The organism is Iningainema tapete BLCC-T55, assembly GCF_014698965.1.
Lineage (GTDB): Bacteria > Cyanobacteriota > Cyanobacteriia > Cyanobacteriales > Nostocaceae > Iningainema > Iningainema tapete.
This window is the reverse complement of the sequence record NZ_JACXAE010000007.1, coordinates 20,970-41,717: the sequence shown is the minus strand read 5'-3', so window position 1 is coordinate 41,717 and position 20,748 is coordinate 20,970. Positions and strand designations below refer to the sequence as shown.

Annotated in this window: 24 protein-coding genes; 18 read left to right on the top strand and 6 right to left on the bottom strand. The window is 40.7% G+C overall.

Going from position 1 to position 20,748, the window contains the following annotated elements:
- Positions 1–183: 183 nt before the first annotated feature.
- From ICL16_RS00670 to ICL16_RS00660, 3 genes are all read left to right on the top strand, one after another.
- Positions 184–1,143, top strand: a complete 960-nt coding sequence (locus ICL16_RS00670) for a DUF6753 family protein (RefSeq protein ID WP_190824974.1) — start codon at positions 184–186, stop codon at positions 1,141–1,143.
- Positions 1,144–1,232: 89 nt separating this feature from the next.
- Positions 1,233–2,018, top strand: a complete 786-nt coding sequence (locus ICL16_RS00665) for an Rpn family recombination-promoting nuclease/putative transposase (RefSeq protein WP_190824973.1) — start codon at positions 1,233–1,235, stop codon at positions 2,016–2,018.
- 475 nt (positions 2,019–2,493) lie between these two features.
- Positions 2,494–3,054, top strand: coding sequence for a Uma2 family endonuclease (locus tag ICL16_RS00660; RefSeq protein WP_190824972.1), 561 nt, complete (start codon positions 2,494–2,496; stop codon positions 3,052–3,054).
- 254 nt (positions 3,055–3,308) lie between these two features.
- Here ICL16_RS00660 and dnaB read toward each other — a convergent pair whose 3' ends face one another.
- Positions 3,309–4,649, bottom strand: coding sequence for a replicative DNA helicase (dnaB, locus tag ICL16_RS00655; protein ID WP_190824971.1), 1,341 nt, complete (start codon positions 4,647–4,649; stop codon positions 3,309–3,311).
- A gap of 6 nt (positions 4,650–4,655) precedes the next feature.
- Positions 4,656–5,888, bottom strand: a complete 1,233-nt coding sequence (locus ICL16_RS00650) for a hypothetical protein (protein ID WP_190824970.1) — start codon at positions 5,886–5,888, stop codon at positions 4,656–4,658.
- Positions 5,889–6,217: 329 nt separating this feature from the next.
- Between ICL16_RS00650 and ICL16_RS00645 the strand changes: the two genes are divergently transcribed.
- Positions 6,218–6,748: a hypothetical protein gene (locus tag ICL16_RS00645; protein WP_190824969.1), complete on the top strand. Its 531-nt coding sequence runs from the start codon at positions 6,218–6,220 to the stop codon at positions 6,746–6,748.
- 90 nt (positions 6,749–6,838) lie between these two features.
- On the opposite strand, the gene ICL16_RS00640 is transcribed toward ICL16_RS00645, so the two are convergent.
- Together ICL16_RS00640 and ICL16_RS00635 are read right to left on the bottom strand one after the other, a co-directional pair.
- Positions 6,839–7,510: a hypothetical protein gene (locus ICL16_RS00640; RefSeq protein ID WP_190824968.1), complete on the bottom strand. Its 672-nt coding sequence runs from the start codon at positions 7,508–7,510 to the stop codon at positions 6,839–6,841.
- On the bottom strand, positions 7,497–7,919 hold the full coding sequence (locus tag ICL16_RS00635) for a hypothetical protein (protein ID WP_190824967.1): 423 nt from the start codon (positions 7,917–7,919) through the stop codon (positions 7,497–7,499). Before ICL16_RS00635 ends, ICL16_RS00640 begins: the two co-directional genes overlap by 14 nt.
- Before the next feature lie 225 nt (positions 7,920–8,144).
- Here ICL16_RS00635 and ICL16_RS00630 point away from each other — a divergent pair, with 225 nt between their 5' ends.
- The 12 genes from ICL16_RS00630 (at position 8,145) to ICL16_RS00575 (ending at position 15,153) form a co-directional block, all read left to right on the top strand.
- A complete protein-coding gene (locus ICL16_RS00630; protein ID WP_190824966.1) occupies positions 8,145–9,191 on the top strand; it encodes a ParM/StbA family protein in 1,047 nt (348 codons plus the stop codon).
- 1 nt (position 9,192) lies between these two features.
- A complete protein-coding gene (locus tag ICL16_RS00625) occupies positions 9,193–9,405 on the top strand; it encodes a hypothetical protein (protein ID WP_190824965.1) in 213 nt (70 codons plus the stop codon).
- A 2-nt stretch (positions 9,406–9,407) separates the two neighbouring features.
- Positions 9,408–9,623: a hypothetical protein gene (locus ICL16_RS00620; RefSeq protein WP_190824964.1), complete on the top strand. Its 216-nt coding sequence runs from the start codon at positions 9,408–9,410 to the stop codon at positions 9,621–9,623.
- Entirely contained in the window at positions 9,623–9,913 is a 291-nt protein-coding gene (locus tag ICL16_RS00615) for a hypothetical protein (protein ID WP_190824963.1), read from the top strand. The genes ICL16_RS00620 and ICL16_RS00615 overlap by 1 nt, the downstream gene beginning before the upstream one ends.
- Positions 9,914–10,087: 174 nt before the next feature.
- On the top strand, positions 10,088–10,285 hold the full coding sequence (locus tag ICL16_RS00610; protein WP_190824962.1) for a hypothetical protein: 198 nt from the start codon (positions 10,088–10,090) through the stop codon (positions 10,283–10,285).
- Positions 10,286–10,299: 14 nt separating this feature from the next.
- Complete coding sequence (locus ICL16_RS00605) at positions 10,300–10,470, top strand: hypothetical protein (protein ID WP_190824961.1); 171 nt, start codon at positions 10,300–10,302, stop codon at positions 10,468–10,470.
- A 121-nt stretch (positions 10,471–10,591) separates the two neighbouring features.
- Positions 10,592–10,759, top strand: coding sequence for a hypothetical protein (locus tag ICL16_RS00600; RefSeq protein WP_190824960.1), 168 nt, complete (start codon positions 10,592–10,594; stop codon positions 10,757–10,759).
- 157 nt (positions 10,760–10,916) lie between these two features.
- A complete protein-coding gene (locus ICL16_RS00595) occupies positions 10,917–11,189 on the top strand; it encodes a hypothetical protein (protein WP_190824959.1) in 273 nt (90 codons plus the stop codon).
- A gap of 53 nt (positions 11,190–11,242) precedes the next feature.
- Complete coding sequence (locus tag ICL16_RS00590; protein ID WP_190824958.1) at positions 11,243–11,665, top strand: hypothetical protein; 423 nt, start codon at positions 11,243–11,245, stop codon at positions 11,663–11,665.
- A 17-nt stretch (positions 11,666–11,682) separates the two neighbouring features.
- Positions 11,683–12,384 (top strand): hypothetical protein, encoded by a 702-nt coding sequence (locus tag ICL16_RS00585; protein WP_190824957.1) that lies wholly within the window; start codon positions 11,683–11,685, stop codon positions 12,382–12,384.
- Positions 12,385–12,455: 71 nt separating this feature from the next.
- On the top strand, positions 12,456–14,480 hold the full coding sequence (locus tag ICL16_RS00580; RefSeq protein ID WP_190824956.1) for a hypothetical protein: 2,025 nt from the start codon (positions 12,456–12,458) through the stop codon (positions 14,478–14,480).
- A 247-nt stretch (positions 14,481–14,727) separates the two neighbouring features.
- Positions 14,728–15,153 (top strand): hypothetical protein, encoded by a 426-nt coding sequence (locus ICL16_RS00575; RefSeq protein ID WP_190824955.1) that lies wholly within the window; start codon positions 14,728–14,730, stop codon positions 15,151–15,153.
- Positions 15,154–15,478: 325 nt separating this feature from the next.
- Here ICL16_RS00575 and ICL16_RS00570 read toward each other — a convergent pair whose 3' ends face one another.
- Positions 15,479–15,694, bottom strand: coding sequence for a hypothetical protein (locus tag ICL16_RS00570; protein ID WP_190824954.1), 216 nt, complete (start codon positions 15,692–15,694; stop codon positions 15,479–15,481).
- A gap of 242 nt (positions 15,695–15,936) precedes the next feature.
- Between ICL16_RS00570 and ICL16_RS00565 the strand changes: the two genes are divergently transcribed.
- Positions 15,937–18,198, top strand: coding sequence for an NACHT domain-containing protein (locus tag ICL16_RS00565; protein WP_190824953.1), 2,262 nt, complete (start codon positions 15,937–15,939; stop codon positions 18,196–18,198).
- A gap of 25 nt (positions 18,199–18,223) precedes the next feature.
- Complete coding sequence (locus tag ICL16_RS00560; RefSeq protein WP_190824952.1) at positions 18,224–18,601, top strand: hypothetical protein; 378 nt, start codon at positions 18,224–18,226, stop codon at positions 18,599–18,601.
- Between the two features lie 43 nt (positions 18,602–18,644).
- On the opposite strand, the gene ICL16_RS00555 is transcribed toward ICL16_RS00560, so the two are convergent.
- The coding region (locus ICL16_RS00555) for an autotransporter outer membrane beta-barrel domain-containing protein (RefSeq protein ID WP_190824951.1) at positions 18,645–20,748 on the bottom strand (2,104 nt) is incomplete at its 5' end.

The following is a 20,748-nucleotide window of genomic DNA, read 5'->3' as shown; positions in this document are numbered from 1 at the left end:
CGAGATAACAGCTTGGGATTTGCAGAAGCATTGGATAAAGCAAATGATTTGGGTTTTGGGAAGATTGACCGCCAAAGAATAAAGCGCTTTTTGAGAGAGAGTGGTGATGCAATCGGTGAAGCGGGGATTTTCAAGAAACTAGCCGCTATTAGGGAGTAGTAGGAGTAATAGGAGTAGTAATAGATGAACGTACAAAAGGAATACAGCGGTGCTAAGCACAATTTGGCGGCTGCACTGCAAAATGAATCAGCAGAACATCGCGCCAAAGTGCTGGAATTTGTGCTGGATTGGGAGATTAACCCCAATGAAGAATTCTTCTTGATTTTTGCAGCAATTGGTCACTTAAAAGTACTTATTGAACAAGCACCAGAAGATATTAGGCAGTTATTTAAATCGGTTTTACAGGAGTTGGATGAATGGAGCCAAATAACAACGGAGAAACTTCAGATCGACAGCCAACATATCAAAGTGACAGAGAGCTTAGCCCAATCCAGCAAAGCGCTTGGGACAGCCTTGAACAGTCTAGACATTACCTCGACTCAGCTGCTGGAGCAATTGAAGAGCTTACCAGAACTCTTGAAGCTTTTGAAAGCCGTAGAAGGAAGCCTTCCCAGCACGAATTTACTATTTCAAAAGTGGATAGAGGCGGTGGAGAAAGAGAGGATAGCAGCAACGAACTTACTAACTTTAATACAACACGTAGAGAACCATATGATGTACAGTTCGGCGCATCTGAGGGGAACTTACGAGAAAGTGGAGAAGATAGAAGCACTGATAGAGAAACTGTCCGGGAACAAGGAGTTAATTCAGCAGAACCAGCTGCAGAACAAAAGCCAGAACCAACAAAAGAACAAAAGCCTGCTGAACTTGCTAAACCTAATAGAATTGTTAGGCGTCGGTCGGGCGGCATGGAGCTATAGACTGAAAGTTCTGGGCGTGTTGACTGCAATTCTGGTGGCTTTCAATTTTGTTGTTGGCAATGTGGTAAAAGGTGCAGTTGCCTCTGCGTTAGAGTCAACGGCAGTGGTGTTACCAGTAGATGTAATTCAGAAACTTGATTATGCAAGTGAACAATCGGGTTACGCTACTGTGAAACTGCAGCGGATTGAGAAGGCATTGGGCATTAAAAAGAAACAGTCGTAAGTTGACCTCCGTGCCAAGTACAATACATGGGGGTGTTAATATAATTTGCGAGTAAATAGTTGATCCGGAACAAATTTTAGGATATTTTAGTGAAAAGAGACTCCATCTATTACCAAATATTTAAACGCTTTCCTGGATTACTTTTTGAACTGGTTGATAACCCTCCAGAACAAGCGCAAAACTATCGATTTGAGTCAGTTGAAGTGAAGGAAACCGCCTTCCGTATCGACGGGGTATTTTTACCACCAGAGGGGACAACACCCAGAATTGTCTTTTTCGCTGAGGTTCAGTTCCAGTTGGACGAAGCCCTCTACTATCGCTTCTTCACTGAAACTCAGATGTACCTGAACCGAAATCGGTTTCAGTATGACGACTGGTATTGTGTGGTAATTTTTCCATCACGCTCTTTGGAACCGAGCGATAAAAAAACTCATCGATTATTTTTGAATAGCGACCAAGTAAAGCGAATTTATCTTAATGAGTTGGGCGATCCGAACCAGTTGCCAATAGGTATCAACTTGATGCAGCTAACGATCGCATCGGATTCCGTGATGGCAGAGCAAGCTAAGCAATTGATTGAGCGGGTACAATTAGAAGAAACAGGCACTCTCGCAAAAAACGAGATAATGGAGGTAATCACGACCATTGCCGTTTACAAATTTTCACAGTTAAGTAGAGAGGAAGTGGAAGCCATGTTAGGACTGAGTATCGAAGAAACTCGAATTTACCAAGACTTGGAACGCCAAACCAAGTTAAAAGCAGCTGAGCGCTTTTTGGGCATGGGCTACAGTATCTCCGAAGTGGCTAGGGCTGTTGATTTATCGGTCGAGGAAGTCACAAAACTAGCTCAAAATCCCCCCCCAATAGGGGCTTAAGTTCAACCCAAAAACTCGTAGGTTGATAATGGTATTCGACTAACTGCCGTCATCGAAACGCGATCTGGCAGCCTAGTTCTAGTGTGACTTTTGGGGGAGATCGAGTTACTACCCAAAGTTTTTTAAAAATTACGATAGTAAAAGCAGCCTACAGGTAACTCTAACCTACATTTTTGAAAAATTAGGACTGTGAGGGTTTTGGCTGCGATCACTCGCATTGCCGCAATTGCTTTCGTCGTTACTTATCCGACTTGGGGTACTAGTAACAAACGAACTCGCTCATGCAACTGTAACCCCCAATATAGTTCTAATACCCAACCGCAGTGCTGTCAGCATTACTTGGTAAGTAAGTATCAATAAATTATTATTTGTAGTCATTGAGACTAAGTACTGCTTTACTCAATTACTTTACTTACACGATTTATTAAATATTAGACTGCTTATTATAGAATGTGTAGCTGTTGGGGTTTTTCCCATGACCAAGACACCTTTTAAAATCAACACGCTCAGAGAGTATTTAAATTTTGATGACGGTACAGATAAACGTTATGATCTTGAAGATGGAGTGTTGGTAGAAATGCCTCCTGGTACTGGCAAGCATGAACAGATTATTACACTCCTACTGGTGCGTTTCTTTTTAGAAAAAGAAAGATTGGGATTACCTTTGGAACCACGCCCCAATGGTACAGAGGTGCTAACTAAAAAACAGCCCAGAAGACCAGACGTGAGTGTCATGACCGTGGAGCAGGCACAAACTATTGAAAAAACATCTGCCATTCTCCGAACACCACCACTATTAATTGTTGAGGTTGTTAGTCCCGAATCTGTTGACCGGGACTATAATGAAAAATCTTCTGAATATGCTGATTTTGGCGTTGGTGAATATTGGATTGTCGATCCACTTTTAAATAAAGTAACTATCTGTCTACTGTCTGAGGGTGTTTATCAGCAAACTGTGTACACTAAAAATCAACGGATTGTGTCCAGGCTGTTCCCTGAATTAGAACTAACCGCCAATCAAGCTTTGTGTATTTAAATACTTTCTACCTCCGTACCTCCCGCTAGCTCAAATTGGCAGCGGGGGGATTATGTTGTTTTTCTTGGTGATGATTTGCACGAAAACCTATAGGTGGGTTTGTTGCCTATAGGATTTCCGGGTTAACAAAACTATCCAAGTAAAATCCTTCCGACTTCAATTCCCATTTTGCAATTAGGATAGTAACTTGAGATTGACAATATTTCTGCTGCTGCAATTCTTGTAAATTGTTGTTGTTTTTTCATTTTGATACTTTAAGAATTTTTAGGACGTGCCAAATTTTTAAATTGGGTGAATTGACTATCAAATAAAAGTTTTACTGTTCCCGTAGAACCATTACGATGCTTCGCAAAAATCACTTCCGCAATTCCTCTATCCGGGCTATCGCTGTTGTAGTAATCATCGCGATAAAGCATCATCACTATATCCGCATCTTCTTCAATTCGTCCTGAATCACGTAAATCAGAAAGCATAGGACGCTTATTAGTTCGCCCCTCTACATCACGATTCAATTGCGAAATAATAATAATTGGCACATTGCATTCCCGTGATAGTAATTTAAGCTGGCGGGTAATTTCTCCAATCTTTTGTGGAAGTCGCGCATCAGCAGTATCAACCATTAATTGTAAATAATCAACAATTACTAATCCCAATTGACCATATTTAGCTATGGCTTTGCGAACTTTAGATCTAATTTCGGCACTGCTAGGGCAAGAAGAATCATCAATTATCACTTTTGCTTCAGAAAGCTGCCCTACTGCTTGTATTATTGGTTCCCATTGCCTATCAGAAATCTTTCCAGAGCGTAAATGATTAAAATCAATTTTTGATTCGCTTGATAAAAATCTGGTATAAATATCTTTATCAGACATTTCTAAACTAAAAATCATTGTTGCCAAACCGTGCAATTTAGATACATTTAAACCTAGCTGGGAACAGAAAGATGATTTGCCCATTCCAGGACGGGCAGCAACAACAATTAAACTACCAGGGCGAAACCCACCAGTCAGAGAATCAATATCATAAAATCCTGTTTTAATTCCAGATGCTACAATTCCCATGCTGAGATTTTCAAGCTCAGCGTAAACCTCAATTCCAATGTCAGCGAGTAATTTTGGCTCATTATTTGATTCATTTTGATGCCGAATAGAAAATACTTTTTGTTCGGCTTGATCCAAAACAATTGGTAATTCAATTTCTGTAGAGTAGCCTAATTGTACAATTTCATTTCCAGCTTTAATTAATTGACGGCGCAAGTATTTCTCAACTACCAACTCTGCTAAAAAGTCAATGTTGGTGGCTGATACAGTACGATCTATGAGCGAGGCTAATTTATTTCTACCACCAACAAAGGTAAGCAGATCTTTATCCGTAAGCCAACTTGTAACTGAGAGTAAATCTGTTGGCTTATTTTGAAAATGCAAGTTTTGCATCGCTCGGTAAATCTCTTTGTGACCGCTGACATAAAAAGCTTCTGGCTTTAATATATCGATTACTCGCTCTATCGCTTCAGGGTCAAGAAGAATTCCACCCAGTATCGCTTCTTCTGCCTCAATGTTTTGGGGAGGCAGTTGGTTATTTAATTCTTGTTGCATAATATTTTACACTACCTTTCTGATTTTTTTGCTTATTTCTGGAGTGATATCAGGTATAAATTTTGGGAAGTCGGCGGCGAACATTAACCATGATTTGTGCCAATAATTACCCGCTATAAATTCCTCTGCTCCCACATTTAGGAATTCTTGAAGTAAGGCAGCATGTTCCTGTTTTGACATTTGGTGGAACTCTGGAATTACCAAATGCTTAATTTCAGGTTTAATATCTGGGAATTGTTGTTGCCCCCTTTTTCGCTTCCACCCACGCCACAGTAATTCCGCTTCTTCTGGATTCTTTTTCGCCCATGCACAGGCTTTAGCTTCCGCTTCCTCTGGAGTGCATAGCTTATCACGCACCATTAAGCTACCCTTATATGTCAAAAATTCTAAGTATTCTTCTCGTGTTCCTTGAAACCATTCCGGTACTGGTTGATTTTGTAAAGATTTGTTAAGCGACGGCGCGGAACTTTGATCCACATGAGGGATTTTCGACTTTGATGATCGATCCGCTTTTTGATTTTGAGTACCAAAAGAGGATTCTTCTACTACCTCTTTGTTTTCCTCATTTTCGACACACACACTTTCTTCCTGGGAGGGGAGCGGGGCGTTAGGGGCGCTTGTGTGTGTATTCTCTGTAGTAATCTCTGTAGTAATCTCTGGTGAATTTTTAGCGCTTGAATCGCTTGCAGAGAAAGGGTTTTGGGATTCGCCAGTTTGGTGGTTTTCCCCGAACAAGTTTGGTGGTTTTCCCCGAACTAGTTTGGTGGTTTTCCCCGAACTAGTTTGGTGGTTTTCCCCAAACTGTTGATTTTGCGTTGTTTCAGCTTCTAAGGTAGGTTGAGCTTTTTGCACTATGGCAGCAATTAATTCTTCTCTATTAATGCGGAAATGCAGTGTACAAGGCATTCCCAGCTTTTTCTCTTCAATTAATCCGCTTTTGATCAAACGTTTTCGTACCGTCTCTTGCTCGTACCGGGTTAACGCTGTTTCTGCTTCCCATTCGGCGGTCGATTTGTAAAACCAACCGTCTGGATCTGAGGTACGCTGGCTCCAGTAAAAAGCTTGCGACAGAAACAACCCTGCTGTTGCGCCACCCCCAATTTCTGCAAAAATTCGGTGATAAGCTATGGGGCTTTGAAGCAATGATGTTAGGGTTATCCAGTTTATTTGGACGTTGAATTGATTTGTATCAGCCGCTGTTTTTCTGTAGCTTTTGGAACTGCGCTGAGACGTTACCATGTTGCGCCTCCTGCTAATTCCAAGTTTTTTGTAATCCGATTGCAAACGGCGAGAAAATTTGCAATAATTGTCTTATAGGCGATTCCAAGATGGTCGCCAAAAAATTTACGTTCTGACATTATTTAATTAGCGAGCTACCAACTCGCGATAATGTGTGAATGCCGCCAGAGGCAGCTACCAACTGCGCAAATCTGGCGGTTTTACTTTTTAAGGCGGAGTGCCATTTAAAGCACCTGCCAGATTAAAGCATTGTATTAAGTATAGTTCATTTTTGAAGATTATCAACTTATCGTCTACAATTAAAATTATTTGCTGTTGATGAACCAGACATGAAACGTGTACAGCGCTTGGCTAGGCTAGAAAAATCAAAAATGTTCACCCAAAAACAAGCAAAGGATCTTTCTGGATTTACTAGATCGCAGTTGCTGACGTGGGAGGAAGCGGGGATAATTATGCCAGACAGGCAATATGCTATCCTTTACACCTGGAATCAATTAATATTGTTAAGAATTTTACGTCACTTGCGCAACCGATGGACATTCCAGCAAATTATTAAAGGCTTTAAAAACTCCAGGCGTCCCATTGATGAAATTCTTCAAATTCTTCCCAAAGCTGTACTTTGTAATTTTGGGGAATTTGGTAAATACCCTGATATAGAAATAGAAATTCAGGTACATGATTTATGTAATGCAGAAAATGATATACAAGAAAAAATCTTTAGGAATGTTTGCCACAAGGCATTTCCTTTAATAGATGAAGCTGGTAGACAAACTCAGATATCTGTACCAAAGATAATTGATGAAATAAAAGTACTAGCTGAACAGAATAAAATTGAAAACTTTGACGTTAAGGTAGGGTAGTTTGTTTAATTGCAATTTATAAATTGATCTAAAATACGCAGCGCATTAATTAAATAGCGCTGCGCGTTTTATTTTTGTCTATGATCGCTTTTACACGGGCAACATCACATCTTCCGGCATCGGCACAACTTCAACGCGGTAGATAATGTTTTGACCATAAATCGCCCCATCTACCTCAAAGCGCTCAAAGTCAGTTTCCAGATCAGCCCAAGTGTAATCATTCAAACCAGCATCGTAGTGCCAAGTAAAATGCCCGTAGAGCCGATACCTATCCTGTAACTCTTCCCAGTTCCCAATTCGCCAGTAGTCAGAGCATACACGCTCTGTGGCGAGTTCCTTTGGTGTGGCAATGAGATTTGACATTGGAGTGTTGAGAATAACAATTTTTTGGTCAGAGTTGCGGATAATGCTCCAGGGGAGATCACTTTCACCAGCGGTGACCATGCGTTTGAGTAATGGTAGGGGCAGATCCTTAATTGAGCTAAATACGCGCCCGTCGTTGCTTAAAATTGCTTGTGCTGTTTCATGCGGTGCTGGTTCATGCATTGCCATCCAGCCGTGAAACTCAATTGGCTGCCTGCATCGTCGCCAACCAATTTTTACCTTTCCCTTAAGTTTAAAAGCTGTCTCCAGAAAATCATGTTCGTATAGATCAGCAAGGATTGCTGCTGCCGACTTGCTGGGAGCGTAGATGTTTACACCTTCATGGGACAGCCGATAATCCCATCCTGGATGATGGTTTAAAATTTCAAGCAAATCCATTACTTTTTTCCTTTTTTGAACCAAAAGTCTTGTGCCACAAAGCTTTTTGTTCCTCCTCAGACCATTCTAGTGCAGTAGCAATTTTTGCAAATTGAGCTGCACTAGGCAGTGTTTTACCGCTGGCGATCGCATCTAAATTCCTGATGCCCAATTTAGCCGCTTTTAATTTTTCAATATTTCTTGCAACTACTTTATCTATTGTCTCAGATGGTGGTTCTGGTTCATAGCTAGGGATTGCTTTAGCATTAGCTCTTACCCATTCAGCAACAAGCTGCTCAAGCACTTCACTCTGGCTAATGTCTAAAGCAGTGCAGATTATTTTAAATAATTGTGCTGTTTGCTTGGGGACATATCCTTGAATGGAAGCATAGTCAGGGTTCCCCCTTTTCCCTCGTTCGTTCTTATTCAATCAGTAACATACCCTCCTGCACTCAAGTGTTCTCTCCTTCATGTTTACACGCTTGCATGTAAAGTTTTATTAAAGTTATTGTACATGTGTACATGAACGCATATGTACATGCTAATTTAGAGAAGTAGGGCAAAAACGCCAGACAGCGACAGCGCAGAGATGCAGTGCTTAACGTGTAATGCTTGCAATAACTGAACAGAACCTTGAAAAATCAATAAAAATATCATGACACAAGCGCTCAAGACTGCCAGTAAGCCCACCCTTGAAAAAGTGGCTTATTCTGCCACTGGGCTAGATGTGGGTAATGGCTCTGTAAAAATAGCGATAGCCAATCAAGAAAAGCGTATTCCTAGTTACATTGAGTACGTATCAGAACTGCGACAAGCATTACCAGGATATGTGGAATATGTTGGAGGTGATCGTAACAACCTAATTAATAAGAAGTGGGTAGGTGGCTATGAAGCTTTTAACCTAACTCGTAGATCCAAAAAAGTAGAGCAAGTAAGCAACAAAGTATCGGGAAAACCTGATTATGCTTTGCAGCTACTTCTTTCAAGTTTATCCGAGTTTGATTTAGTTTCACCAATTCGATTAGCAATGTGTGTAAGCATTCATGATTATTCGGCTTTGGGCAATGATTTATCAAAAGCCCTTTTCGGGAATCACAAAGTTAGGTTTCATTTAACTGGTGAACCAATAGAAATTGAAATTAAAGTTCTCAACGTTTTGGAGGAAGGTAGAGCAGCTATATTTGCTCATTACGGAGATGTGAACTTTGATTTTGAGAACGGTGAAACTGTATTGTTTGATTTGGGCAATGGGACTACTGCTGTTACTGCTTTAAGTCGTGGTGGAAGATTTGTTGATCGACGTTATGAAAATATTGGTGTACAGGCTCTGATTGATGCCATTGCTAATAGCACAGAATTGAAAAATCGACTCAGAGTCAAGAACTTAAAACCACTTGAACACATTGTCAGAGAAGGAATTGAAAGCGGTAAATTCCTATATGGCAGCACTCAAATTGACTTTGAAGATATCTACTTTGAGGCTGTACAGAAGTGGGCGTTAACAGCTTTATCTCCTGTTGTCCGGACTGCTCAAGACTGGATGGCTACAGCTAAAAACTTAATCTGTATTGGTGGTGGTTCTATGCTTCCTGGCGTAGATGAGGCTTTAGCTGATTTAGGAATTAAAGCTTTACCCGATGGTGTCTGGTCTAATGTTCGCGGTTTAAAACAAATTGCTGAAGAACTGTTAGGAGAACAATAACGTGATTAGGGTGGTAATTCGGAAACCTCACCACCCATACCTAGAGCAATTAGCTAGGGAATTAAATGAGCCAGATTTGGGTGAGGTGATCAACTTTATTATTGCCGAGCATAAGGCTAAAAGAATTGGTAAGGCTGAGATTATCGCCGCAGAAAAACCGCCAATTGAAAAGCCAAAGAAAGCTAAAGTTTCGTTGTTTCTAAATGAGGGTTAGTTATGAGTCAACAAGATGAACAAACATTTCTCAATCTGATAGCAGAAGTACAAGCCGCATTTGACGCTATTGCCAACACAGAAGCATTTAAATCCGTGATGAAACACGGATGGATTAGCGATATCGGTTTATTTGTCATGCGAAACGAATTAGATAGTTTACGCAATCGATATCTTCAAATTCAAGAGCAGATTGAAGAACTTTTGGAGGATGAATAATGACCGACACATCACTATTAAAGCCCGGTAAAAAATACCAATACCGCCACAAAACATTAACCTATTCCCGCCGTGGTGATGATGCCAGAGGTAAGTTCACCTACATATTTAAGGGCGCTCGTGGTGGTGAAATAAAACTTTCAGAACGCGCAGTATACCGTGAAGTGTTTGAACTTGAACCTGAGCAACTGCATATGTCAGACGGTGTTAGGGAGTTAATCAAAACAAATTCCGACAACAAACTAAAAGCTTTGGACTTAAACCAATTGGAATCTTTCAATTATCAATAACTATGGAACTATCCAAAACCGCGAAAAGGGCTTTACGTGAAAAAGCTGCCAAAATGCTTGGGCGAAAATTGTCGGAAATCAAATCAGTGTCAGAACATTATCAAGGTGCAACAGTATTCAAGACCAATGGAGAGACACGAATAATTCAAAGCTGAATATTGGGTAGGAGAGTAAATGTTTACTCAAGAACAATTGAACTTTCTAATACAAACACAATCGGATGATTGGACACCAACATACTTTCAAGCATTAGTTCAGGAGTCTAGTAGCGATGAAAACTTGGTTAACTACATTACAACTTTAAGCCTAGACCAAGTTGTTGATTTGCAATTAGCACTTGACTTATTAGGAAGCTTACCGTCTTTTGAGTGAGGAGAGGGAAAATTATGTTCAAAAAAGATGAGGAAGTAGTGCATTCTCCATCTGGTGTACAAGGTGTTGTTTATGCCGAGCTAGATGATGGAAAGATTGTTATTTCAAACAAAGAAAAGACACTTCCAATTGACATGGCATCAGCAGAAACACGAAAGCACAATGGGTGGAGTGTAAATCGATAAGAGGGAGCAGTGCTGGACTGCGAATCTTAGCACTGCCCTTCAGAGTGTACATGCAAAACCCCAGCAACGGGGTGTGTCTTACCGCATTGAAACGATAAACAACAACATAGAGGATTTTATCATGTCGCAACCAATTGGCAAATTCACGAATTACACCTATGGAGATGGTGGATTACTAGAAGAGATGGAAGAAGCCTGGGGTAATGGCTGTGAGAATCTAAAACCTAACGAGAAACTGTGGTTGATATCACAAGTAGCAGAATCTAGTAAGGCAACGCACAAGTTTTGAGGATGAAAATATCAGAGATGAAGTTGAAAATGCTGCTGAACGAATAGTTCAATAACTGCATTTTTGTGATGTTTTGGGTGTAATTGAATGCTTGTTAACTAATCTCAGATACAGTTAAAAATTTCACGAGAGCTAACAGAATTACCAGGAGAAAACAATGTCATTCTTTGATTGGATTACTGAGACATACGGTACTCAATTGGAGCGTTTGACTAAAACTCAAAAATTAGATCTTCTATCTCAAATTGCCGATGATATGAGCAGCACTTGCGTAAATTTAGAGGGTACTCACCCCTGCTATCAAGAGGTGAGTGATGATGAGATAGAAGAAATTCGTAAAGCAGTCTACTCGCATATTAGCTGGGATGAGGCACTTGGTTTTATAGTCACTCTGGCTAATCAGATCCAAAATCAACCAATTCCTGAATAGGGATGTAATGGGGTGGGACTTCCACCCCAATTAATTGATAGGAATTAGTCAAAATGTACATCAAACAATTATCTCTAGCCTTGTGTGGTGTAGGAATTTGTGCGATGCCAGTAATTATCCCCATCGTTCCCAAAGTTGGTGCTTATGTGGAAGCAGAACGATATAAAGCAGAAAAGCAACTGCAAGCTGAAAACCTCCTCACACAAGAAGAACTGGAGAGATCGCGCATCTTAGAACGAGCTAAAACTTCTGAACAATTGTACAAAAGTGGTTTAGCGCCAAATTCGTCAAAACTAAGGGTGAGACGTTATTTTGACACTCCAAAGCATGACCCTAAACCAGACACAACAGGTTGGGGAGTTGATGAAGTTGTGTATGTATACGATTCATCTGGTAAGTGCATCGGGCGAATAGAGAATAACCAGTGGTACTGGAAGCATCGTTATCAAAATGCTTGTAACGGTAGACCAAGTTAATTAAGGAGATAAATGCAATGACACCATTTAATAATAGTACTAGTTCATCTTCATCAAGCGGTGGAGAGAAGAAACGTACAATTGGTCAAATAATAGATTTCTGTGCAAAGTGGTTAGTTCTAATAATTGGGCTACCCATCAGAATTGCAGCTGCAATAGTTGCTCAATTCGTATCAAACGGTGGAACTGGTCGCGCTGTTGTTGGTGGAGTGCTATTTTTGATTGGCAGTGCAATTAGTACTGATTCTATCTGGCAAACGTTGTTTCAACAGCGTCCAGTTTTTCCCTGGTTTGAAACTAGCTGGAGTTGGGCTAATGTTGTGTTTGCAATCTTTAATCCTTTCTTCTATTTAGCATTTGTAATTGCTGTAGGAATTCAAGTAATAGAAGCGTATGCCTTACGTGGTAAAAATCCAGATGCTGCCAGACGCGATTTAGAAGATCACATGGTTTATGAATTGGAATCTAAACCATCTGGAAAGATTGATTTAGTAGGGGAGCTTTGGAAGGACTATAAAGCAGCAGGAATGAGAGATCGTACTAGTGCAGGATACGTTAGCTTAGCAGTGTGGGCGTTCGACCTCGTAACAACATTTGCAGCTAGAAACCCATTATCTTACACAGCACCATTAATGATCTTGGGGTGCTTCTTGTTTAACCTTGGCACAATGCTATCTGGTGAGATTGGTTTCAAAGTGTGGCAGTTAACTAAAGACTAAAGATTAAATTCTTAACCTTGGTGTACGGGAAATACATCAAGGTTTTTAATAACAATTATCGGGTGTTTACTATGAATTTTACCAATTTTGAATCAGAAAATACACAACCTGCTGTACCTAATATTCCCAAAATTACGACACGAGAAACTGATAAGTTACGTGACCAATATCCCAGCTTGTCACATCTTGAAGGTGGCAATATAGCAGAGTGGCTGCAAGAGAGAAAGGATCAGTTGTTTGAGCAAGCTAGGACTGCTGAAATGGAAGCGGATACTACTCGCGTTCTTGGTTTAGCTAGTGCAGCAATTGGAACCATTTGTTATGCAATCAACCCATTTATGGTAATTGGTGGCATGATTGGCGGTGCAGCATGGTTATGGTTTTTAATTGAGCATTACAACAGGACTAAGGAGATAGCACCATTACCCTTTGTGAGAGGGAACTTTTTAGATGCGCTAAATCGTGCTGGAGACTACGACGCCCGACGGAACTATCAGGCTGACCACTTAACTGATACTGTCAAATTCCTCCCACGTCACCATGCTGAAGAGTATGCATTTATTTACAGTGATCGTAACTTTGAAACTATTACTCAATACTTGCAGCAAGTAGAGCCGGGGAAAAGGTTCTATGCATATCGCTGGTTATTTGGGTGGTTTGTAAAGCTGAAAGGGAAGCAAATCCCGACACAAGATACGATGCTAGATCATTTGCAACATGTGACCATTGATTCGCGGGTGAAAGTTGAGGAAGTTAAAACAATTGCTCAATCAAATGAACCGTTTCAACTACCAGAAACACAGACAGTAGATATTAATCAATTCGCATTACCTACTGTGGACATTCTTACCACTACTGAGCAGAAAATAACAGCAACACCTATTGGTAATGACACAAAATTAAATGCAATTGATACCAAAGCTACATCAGTACAACAGATACCCGACAAATCAAAGTTGTTAGGTTTACCACTTGAAGTTCGCGCAACAGCAATTATTGAAGCTTTAAATCGTAGTGGTTTCGATTTAGCTAAATGCATCCAAGACCAAATTACCATAATTGCAGGCAATCAACGCGGTGGGAAAGGTACATTAATGGCAATCTTAGCTATTCTGAGTAAAGCACTAGAACCACAGACCAAGATTCATTACTTCACTGCTGGTGATGATATTTACCCGTTCAAATGTGACCAATTAGTATGCCGATTAAATTATCCTTCTTTAAGCGGTGATAAAGCTGATGCTAAAGTAGCGCTTTCCTTGTACAAGTATTTGCAAGAAATGGATAATGCCTCACAAAATGAATATAAAGATATCATTCTAGTTGTTGACGAAACTGTGGCTCTATCTGGATACTTGGATGATGACCAGAAACAGTGGATCATTAGATTTATATTTACCCGTGCTAATAAGAAAGGCGCACAAATATTTATTGTGCTACACGGTAAAAATCTAACGTCTTGGGTTGGAACTAGAAACACTGCTGGTTTTGCAGATACTTTTAAGTCAGGAGCTACATTTATCGGCTGTGAGGCTACTAGCTTGAAACTATCTCCACTCAAATCAATCTCAGTCGCAACTGGTAGATATTTTTTAGCAGACCCAGATAGTTTTGAGAAAGCTGTCACTAATGGTGAGATTGGCATAATTCCTGATTGGATGAAAACAGAAATTAATCCAGCAACAGGTCAACCCGACCCCGCTAGAACATTGCTTAATTTCTTTCCAGAATTACTTGATGAAAATCCACAGCTTGATATGCCTATTGAGTATGAGGGAAAAATTAGTGATGCAATAAATAATCTTGAGAACAGTTTCAAATTGCAAACGGAAGTTATTAACTCGCCAGAAGTAGAACAGGTAGAACAAGAGCAAGATACTAATTCCACTAAGTTATCCGAGCCAGCACAATTAGTCCTTAGCTTTTTTGATAATGCTAAGAACAAATTACCAAAGTCAATCAAAGAGCTAAAAGACGCTAATAAGCTAAGACCTTTAGATGATTCTACTTTACTAATGGCATTAAGAGAATTAGTTGTAGAGCAACGATTAACTTTTGATGCAGAAGGTAGATATCTAAAAATTGATTGGCAATGACTTGAGAGCAATCTCGGTAATCCCGTTAACGATGAGATCGACCCCCGTTTACCCCCTCGGTAAGCCATTACCGACCGTTAACGGACATTACCGAGAATCGCGGTAATGCTTGCTGTGTAAAGGCGGTAAGCTACCGAAAGCCATTACCGACCGTTAACGAGCCGTTAAGAAGTCGGTAAGCATTACCAAACCATTACCCAAGCATTTGATATTAGTAAATCACATTTGATTAATGTTAGGGGAGAATATGAGACTCTTAAAAATAAAACTTTTGGAAGGCACCACAACATGGACAGCATCGTTCGGAATAGCTGTTTTAATCATGGGTGGTGGTGCGTGCTTGGGAGGACTAACAGCAACTGGTATTATTAATATTGGACAATTACTATCACCCCACCGACAAACAATTCAGAAAGCATTATTTTATGGCAGTACTGCTAGTGGCGCAGGATTATTCTTGATTGGGTTAGCTTCAGGATTAGCTGTAATTGGTGAAAGATTGTGTGATGAGGAGATGGAAAGGATTAATGCTGAAATAGAACAAGCTAAGCTTAATTCAAAATATGCTAAATGTTTCCAGTGTAAATATTATTCGAGTGACGAACTATTACCGTGTACCGTGCATCCAGGCTTGAAAGAAGATTGTACTGATTGGGTAGAGAATAATGATTGAAGTACTTGTTTGGTTTCCGGCTGAATTTAAAAGAGAAGATTGAATTAGAATACGATTATTGAGAATTCCCTGTGTTGGTGAATACTTAAGGTTTTCCACATCAATCACATCAAAATCTCAGGATGAACATTTTAAAATTGTCAACGTTATTCACGATTGCCTTGTTCAATAATTTAAATTACAAGGTGATTTAGCACAAACTCAAATGCCAGAGGTGATAATAGAAGTAGTGCCAGTGGAAGAAGTTTTTGTTTTGAGTTAATTAAAAAAATTGTGACAAAGAATTAACCCCCAGAACTACAACTGGGGGCTTTTAATATCTAACCTAATCTTTGTCTTGTTTATCCTTCAATTGTTTAGGTTTTTTATCTTTTTCTATTTGCGCACTTATTTGGGCAGTATCAACAAAAACCTTTGCCAAAGGAACCATATTCAAAACTTGGGGGTCTTTAGTCGAAATGAACAATAATGCTGCGACTAACCCCACAACATAGCCTGTGTACATTGTCAACCGAGTAAAACTAAATTTAGGTAACTTCATGCTATGCTCCAGACAGGAATTTATTTGCTCACAAGCTTGGTTTGAGATTACAACCAAGCTTGCTTACTTAAAGTAGGGGAGAGACTTCGGTTATGAATCTCAGTACCTCAACTGCTCTTAGTCTCGCAGTTCGGCGCTTAAAGTTCAGTCTAGGCAAGGTTTCTGAACTGTATGACTTTAGTAGGGTTTAGTAAAACTTTAGAAATTTTAGTGAGCTTGTATAATTCTTAACTTTTACTGATATGGCAGAACAAGCTAAACGTAAGAAAGCAAAGCGTTCACTTCAAGCGTGTCCAGATGGTATTGACCTAGCGAGAAAATCTCTAACTAATAAGGGGTTATCACAACAGCAATTAGAGGAAAGGGTACAGCTTAGCCATCCAACAGTTACAAATTTTTTTCGTGGTACGCCAGTAGACAGGACAAACTTTGTAAGAATATGTAATTTTTTAAATCTAGATTGGCAAGAAATTACTGGCGAAGCTCATTCACATAATGAGGAACCAAACACTAATATTAATTTGGTGCAACAGGTACGCGAAAAAATAAAACCACATATCCTAGAACGCTGTGGCACAATGCGAGTACTGGATATGAACCAACCTATTGAGTTAAATGACATTTACACCAACGTCAATATTCTGGAGAAAATCACAGGGCGACAGCGGCGAGAAATTGAAGAATTGGTACAAAACTTTAATACAGAATCAGATGAGTTTGCGCGTATAGGGTTGGGGAAAATAACTCAAAAGCGAATTCCCGGATTAGAAGCGGTAGAACGTCACTCGAAACTGATGGTTTTGGGTAAACCAGGTGCAGGTAAAACAACATTTTTGAAGTATTTAGCTATCCAGTGCATCTCTGAAAATTTTCAAGCCAATAGAATTCCTATTTTTATTACACTTAAGCAATTCGCAGAAACTCAGAATAAACTAGGTTTACAAGAATTTATTCTCCAGGAATTAGGAAATAACTTAATAACGGATACCCAAATAAGTGAACTGCTAACTTCTGGCAGGTTTCTGATTTTACTGGATGGTTTAGATGAAGTTCGTGAAGAAGATAGTAGCCGAGTAATAAATCAAATTAAAGAATTTTCTGAGAAATATCACAATAATCAGTTTGTCGTTACTTGTAGGATTGCAGCGCGGGAATACACCTATGAAAAATTTACTGAAGTTGAAGTAGCTGATTTTAATAAATCGCAGATTAGTGAATTTGTAAATAAATGGTTTAAAGCAAAGGATGATTTGGTAAAAGCTGAGCGATTTATAAAGAAGTTGGAAGAAGACGAGCCAATCCAGGAACTAGCAACTAGTCCATTATTGTTAACACTGTTATGTTTGGTATTTGAAGAATCGGGTAACTTTCCTTCCAATCGCTCGGAGCTTTATAAAGAAGGTTTAGATGTACTACTCAAAAAGTGGGATGTAAAGCGAAATATTGAACGCGACCAAGTATACAAAAAGTTATCTCTAAAACGTAAAGAAGATTTACTCAGCCAAATTGCTCTGAACACTTTTGAACAAGGTAACTACTTCTTTAAACAAAAAGAAGTTGAAAGATACATTACTGAATATATCCAAAACCTACCAGAAGCAAACACAGATCCTGAAACACTGCAACTAGACAGTGAAGCAGTACTCAAATCAATTGAAGCGCAGCATGGTTTATTTGTAGAACGTGCTAGAGGTATTTACTCTTTTTCACATTTGACTTTTCACGAGTACTTTACTGCGAGAAAGCTTGTTAGCAGTGCCAACCCATATGCAGTAGATGATAAAACACTACAAGCCTTAGCTACCCGCATTACCGAAAAGCGCTGGCGAGAAGTCTTTTTACTAACAGTGGGGATGTTAGACAGTGCAGATAAGTTATTGCAGTTAATGCAACAAAAAATTGATAAAATTCTAGAAAGCGATGAAAAGTTGCAGCAGTTCCTTACATGGGTTGAAAAAAAATCTGAATCTGTAGAAGCGCCTTATAAGCCTGCTGCTGTTCGAGCCTTCTACTTCGCCCTCGCCCTTGACCGGAACCAAGATTTTGACAGCGCCTTCGACCGAAACCAATACCAAGGTTTCACCAGCACCCTCGACCTCTACCTCCATCTTGCCAGCACTCTCGACCGAGACCTCAACCTCGCCCTCAGCTTTGTCTTCTATTTCGACCAAGACCGTGCCTTCTATCGAGACCTTAGCCCGGAATTAAAGCAATCACTTTTACGACTCAAACGCAAACACCCAAAACAGTCAACACAAGCAGACAAGCAATGGTGGCAGGAAAACGGTCAAGCTTGGACTGAACAACTCAGAGCAGTGATGATTGAGCATCGCAACATTGGTCATGATTGGCAATTCACTAATGCTCAAAAGGAACTCCTGAAGCAGTATTACGACGCTAATAAACTACTAGTTGATTGCCTCAACAGCGATTGTTACGTGAGCCGCGAAGTACGCCAAAAGATTGATGATAGTTTACTCTTTGTCTCTGGGAACACTAAGTAAGATGATTAGCTTACGTAGGGCAAACATGAGGAATCTGAGTGAAATAAGCCGAATAGCAAGACTTGCAGAGGTTTGGTTAGGTATCAGGCAACCTGACCCAGTAGAACTTTGGCTACCAATGCCGTTACCCAGCTACAACGAGTCCGAAAAAGAACTCTTTTTGCAGTATTGGTATGCAGCACAAACGCTTGGGGTGAACCCTGAGTGTATAGAACTGCAAGATGCGATTGACAGTAATCCACACCATCTGGAGTCAGCATTTTTGTATCTTTTGGAGTCTAAGGACAAAATAGGAGACAGCGACCACGCTACAAATTTCTTAAGAAAGGCGTTTATAGAGGGGTGGAAGCCTCGCAAGTTTCAGAGCTTCGAGGATGCTAAGAAAGAGTTACCTTGGTTGTAGGTTTTCTCATCAGGCGATCGCCTTACCTTTGGCAGTAACCTCATCAGAAATTTTTATCGTGCTTTGAAGCACGGCAAGATACAGGGTTCTGCCAGGAACTATGAGGTGTTGTGGGTGCATTCGCTGTGAGTTCCACTTCCCCTAATGCATTTCTTACCCAACCAGTAGCTTCAACAATGGGTTTTGGTGTAGCGGTAGTTGGTTTAATGGTAACAGGCGGTAGGGAGCGGTTGTTGTTGGTGGGTTTAACCGACACCCAATCTATTTGAGTGGCATCAGGAGTGATAACGTCTTTGGGACTGGGAGGTAAGCCGCCGCGTCCGGTGACAACAAAAGAACTGGCTCGTTGTCTGCTGCCTGGAGAGCAGCTAGTATCAATTTGTTGGGAAGCATCAACTAGATTTGTGGGTAATTGCACTAATCCCCGGCTAGGGTCAACATCGGGTGTGTTAATTTGTACAATGCCATTAAGCTGAGGATTCTGTTGTGAAAAAGCAGTAATGTCCGAAAGTGGTGTTAGTTGTTCACGGCGCTCTAGCCCGAAGATTCTCCTAGCCGTGATGTCGATGAAACCACCCTTACCCTCAAAAGCATTAGCAGTGATGTCGCTATTTTCAAAAGGAAAGGCAACAATGAAGCCGTCTTTGGCATTTATTATGATGTTGCCACCATCTCCACCACCACCTCCTAAACCAGCAGTAGCAGATATCCGACTGTTGTCACGCATCAACAATAAATCCTGCACTTGTAGTTTAATGTTGCCACCTTGACTGGAAAAAGTTTCAGTAACAATAGCTCCTTGTTTGTCTAGAAAAACATTCCGAGATGTAGCATATATATCACCAGCAATTCCTGACCCTTGACTGCTCACTGTAACTACAGCCCCATCTCTAATGGTTAACTGATTCGAGTGAAGGAATATGTTGCCGCCTGCCCCTGTAGAATTGACGTCGGTATTGGCAAACAACCCGCTAGCGGGGTTTACACTAGCAACGACATCTTGACCAAATCTGGCAAACCGTTCTGCATAGGCAGGGTCACTGCCAGAAAGGGTAACATTGTTCAAGATGTTAAATGTGATGTTACCACCATTGCCGCCACCGTTGCGGGCAGTGGTGAGAACTTGTCCACCATTAGTAGCTTCAAAGGTATTGGCATTAATAGTAACGCTACCTCCGTTCCTTGTATTTCGGGTTTGGGCGTTGATAACTGCCCCATCTTGCACTTGCAGGACAGCAGAATTGACTGTAATCTCTCCTCCCCGACCCTTTGCCCCTAGCTCAGTAGAGCTATACAATCCACTAGAAAAGCCATCAGGGGCAACCCCAGAGAGAGTTACAACATCAGTATTATTAACCAGAATATTTCCCGCATTCCCCGATCCTAAGGTGCTGGTAAATAGGATAGCGCCATTGGTTACAGACACAGACCTGGTAGTGAGATTGACATTCCCCCCCTGACCCTCGCCATTCGCTTTTACAGCACTGAATACGCCACTGGATTGTCTAAATCCAAATCCGGGTAAATAGTTAAAGCGTCCCTCCCCATCAAAGATAACATCACCTGCATTAATGGTCACATTGCCTGCTTTCCCCTGTCCATCAGTACTTGTAGTTAAAACCGCTCCATCGATTACTCTGAGTGTATTTGCGGTAATATTAACACTACCCGCATTTCCCACAGATCTAGGTTCCACTCGGCTGTATGCACCACTATTGAATAAATCGGAAGTCACTTGATTAAAATCGGACACCTGCCCTTCAAAGTCAGCCCGTTCCCGGACGTTAATGTTCACGTTACCTGCATACCCTCCCTGCCGTCCAAAGGTGCTGGTATTTAGAACAGCGCCATCAGTTACTTTAAGCGACCCAGCTGTGACATTGACATTACCTCCCTGACCTGAAGCTCCCTCTTCCACCCGGCTATATGCACCACTGTTGATTCCATTGCTACCCACTCCATCAAAGGAAGCTCTATCGCGGACGTTAATACTCACACTCCCCACACTCCCCTGTCCGTAGGTACTAGATTGTATAATAGCGCCTTTGGTTACTCTAAGTGTTCCCGCAGTGACATTGACATTACCTCCCTGACCTGAAGCTCCCTCTTCCACCCGGCTATATGCACCACTGTTGATTCCATTGCTA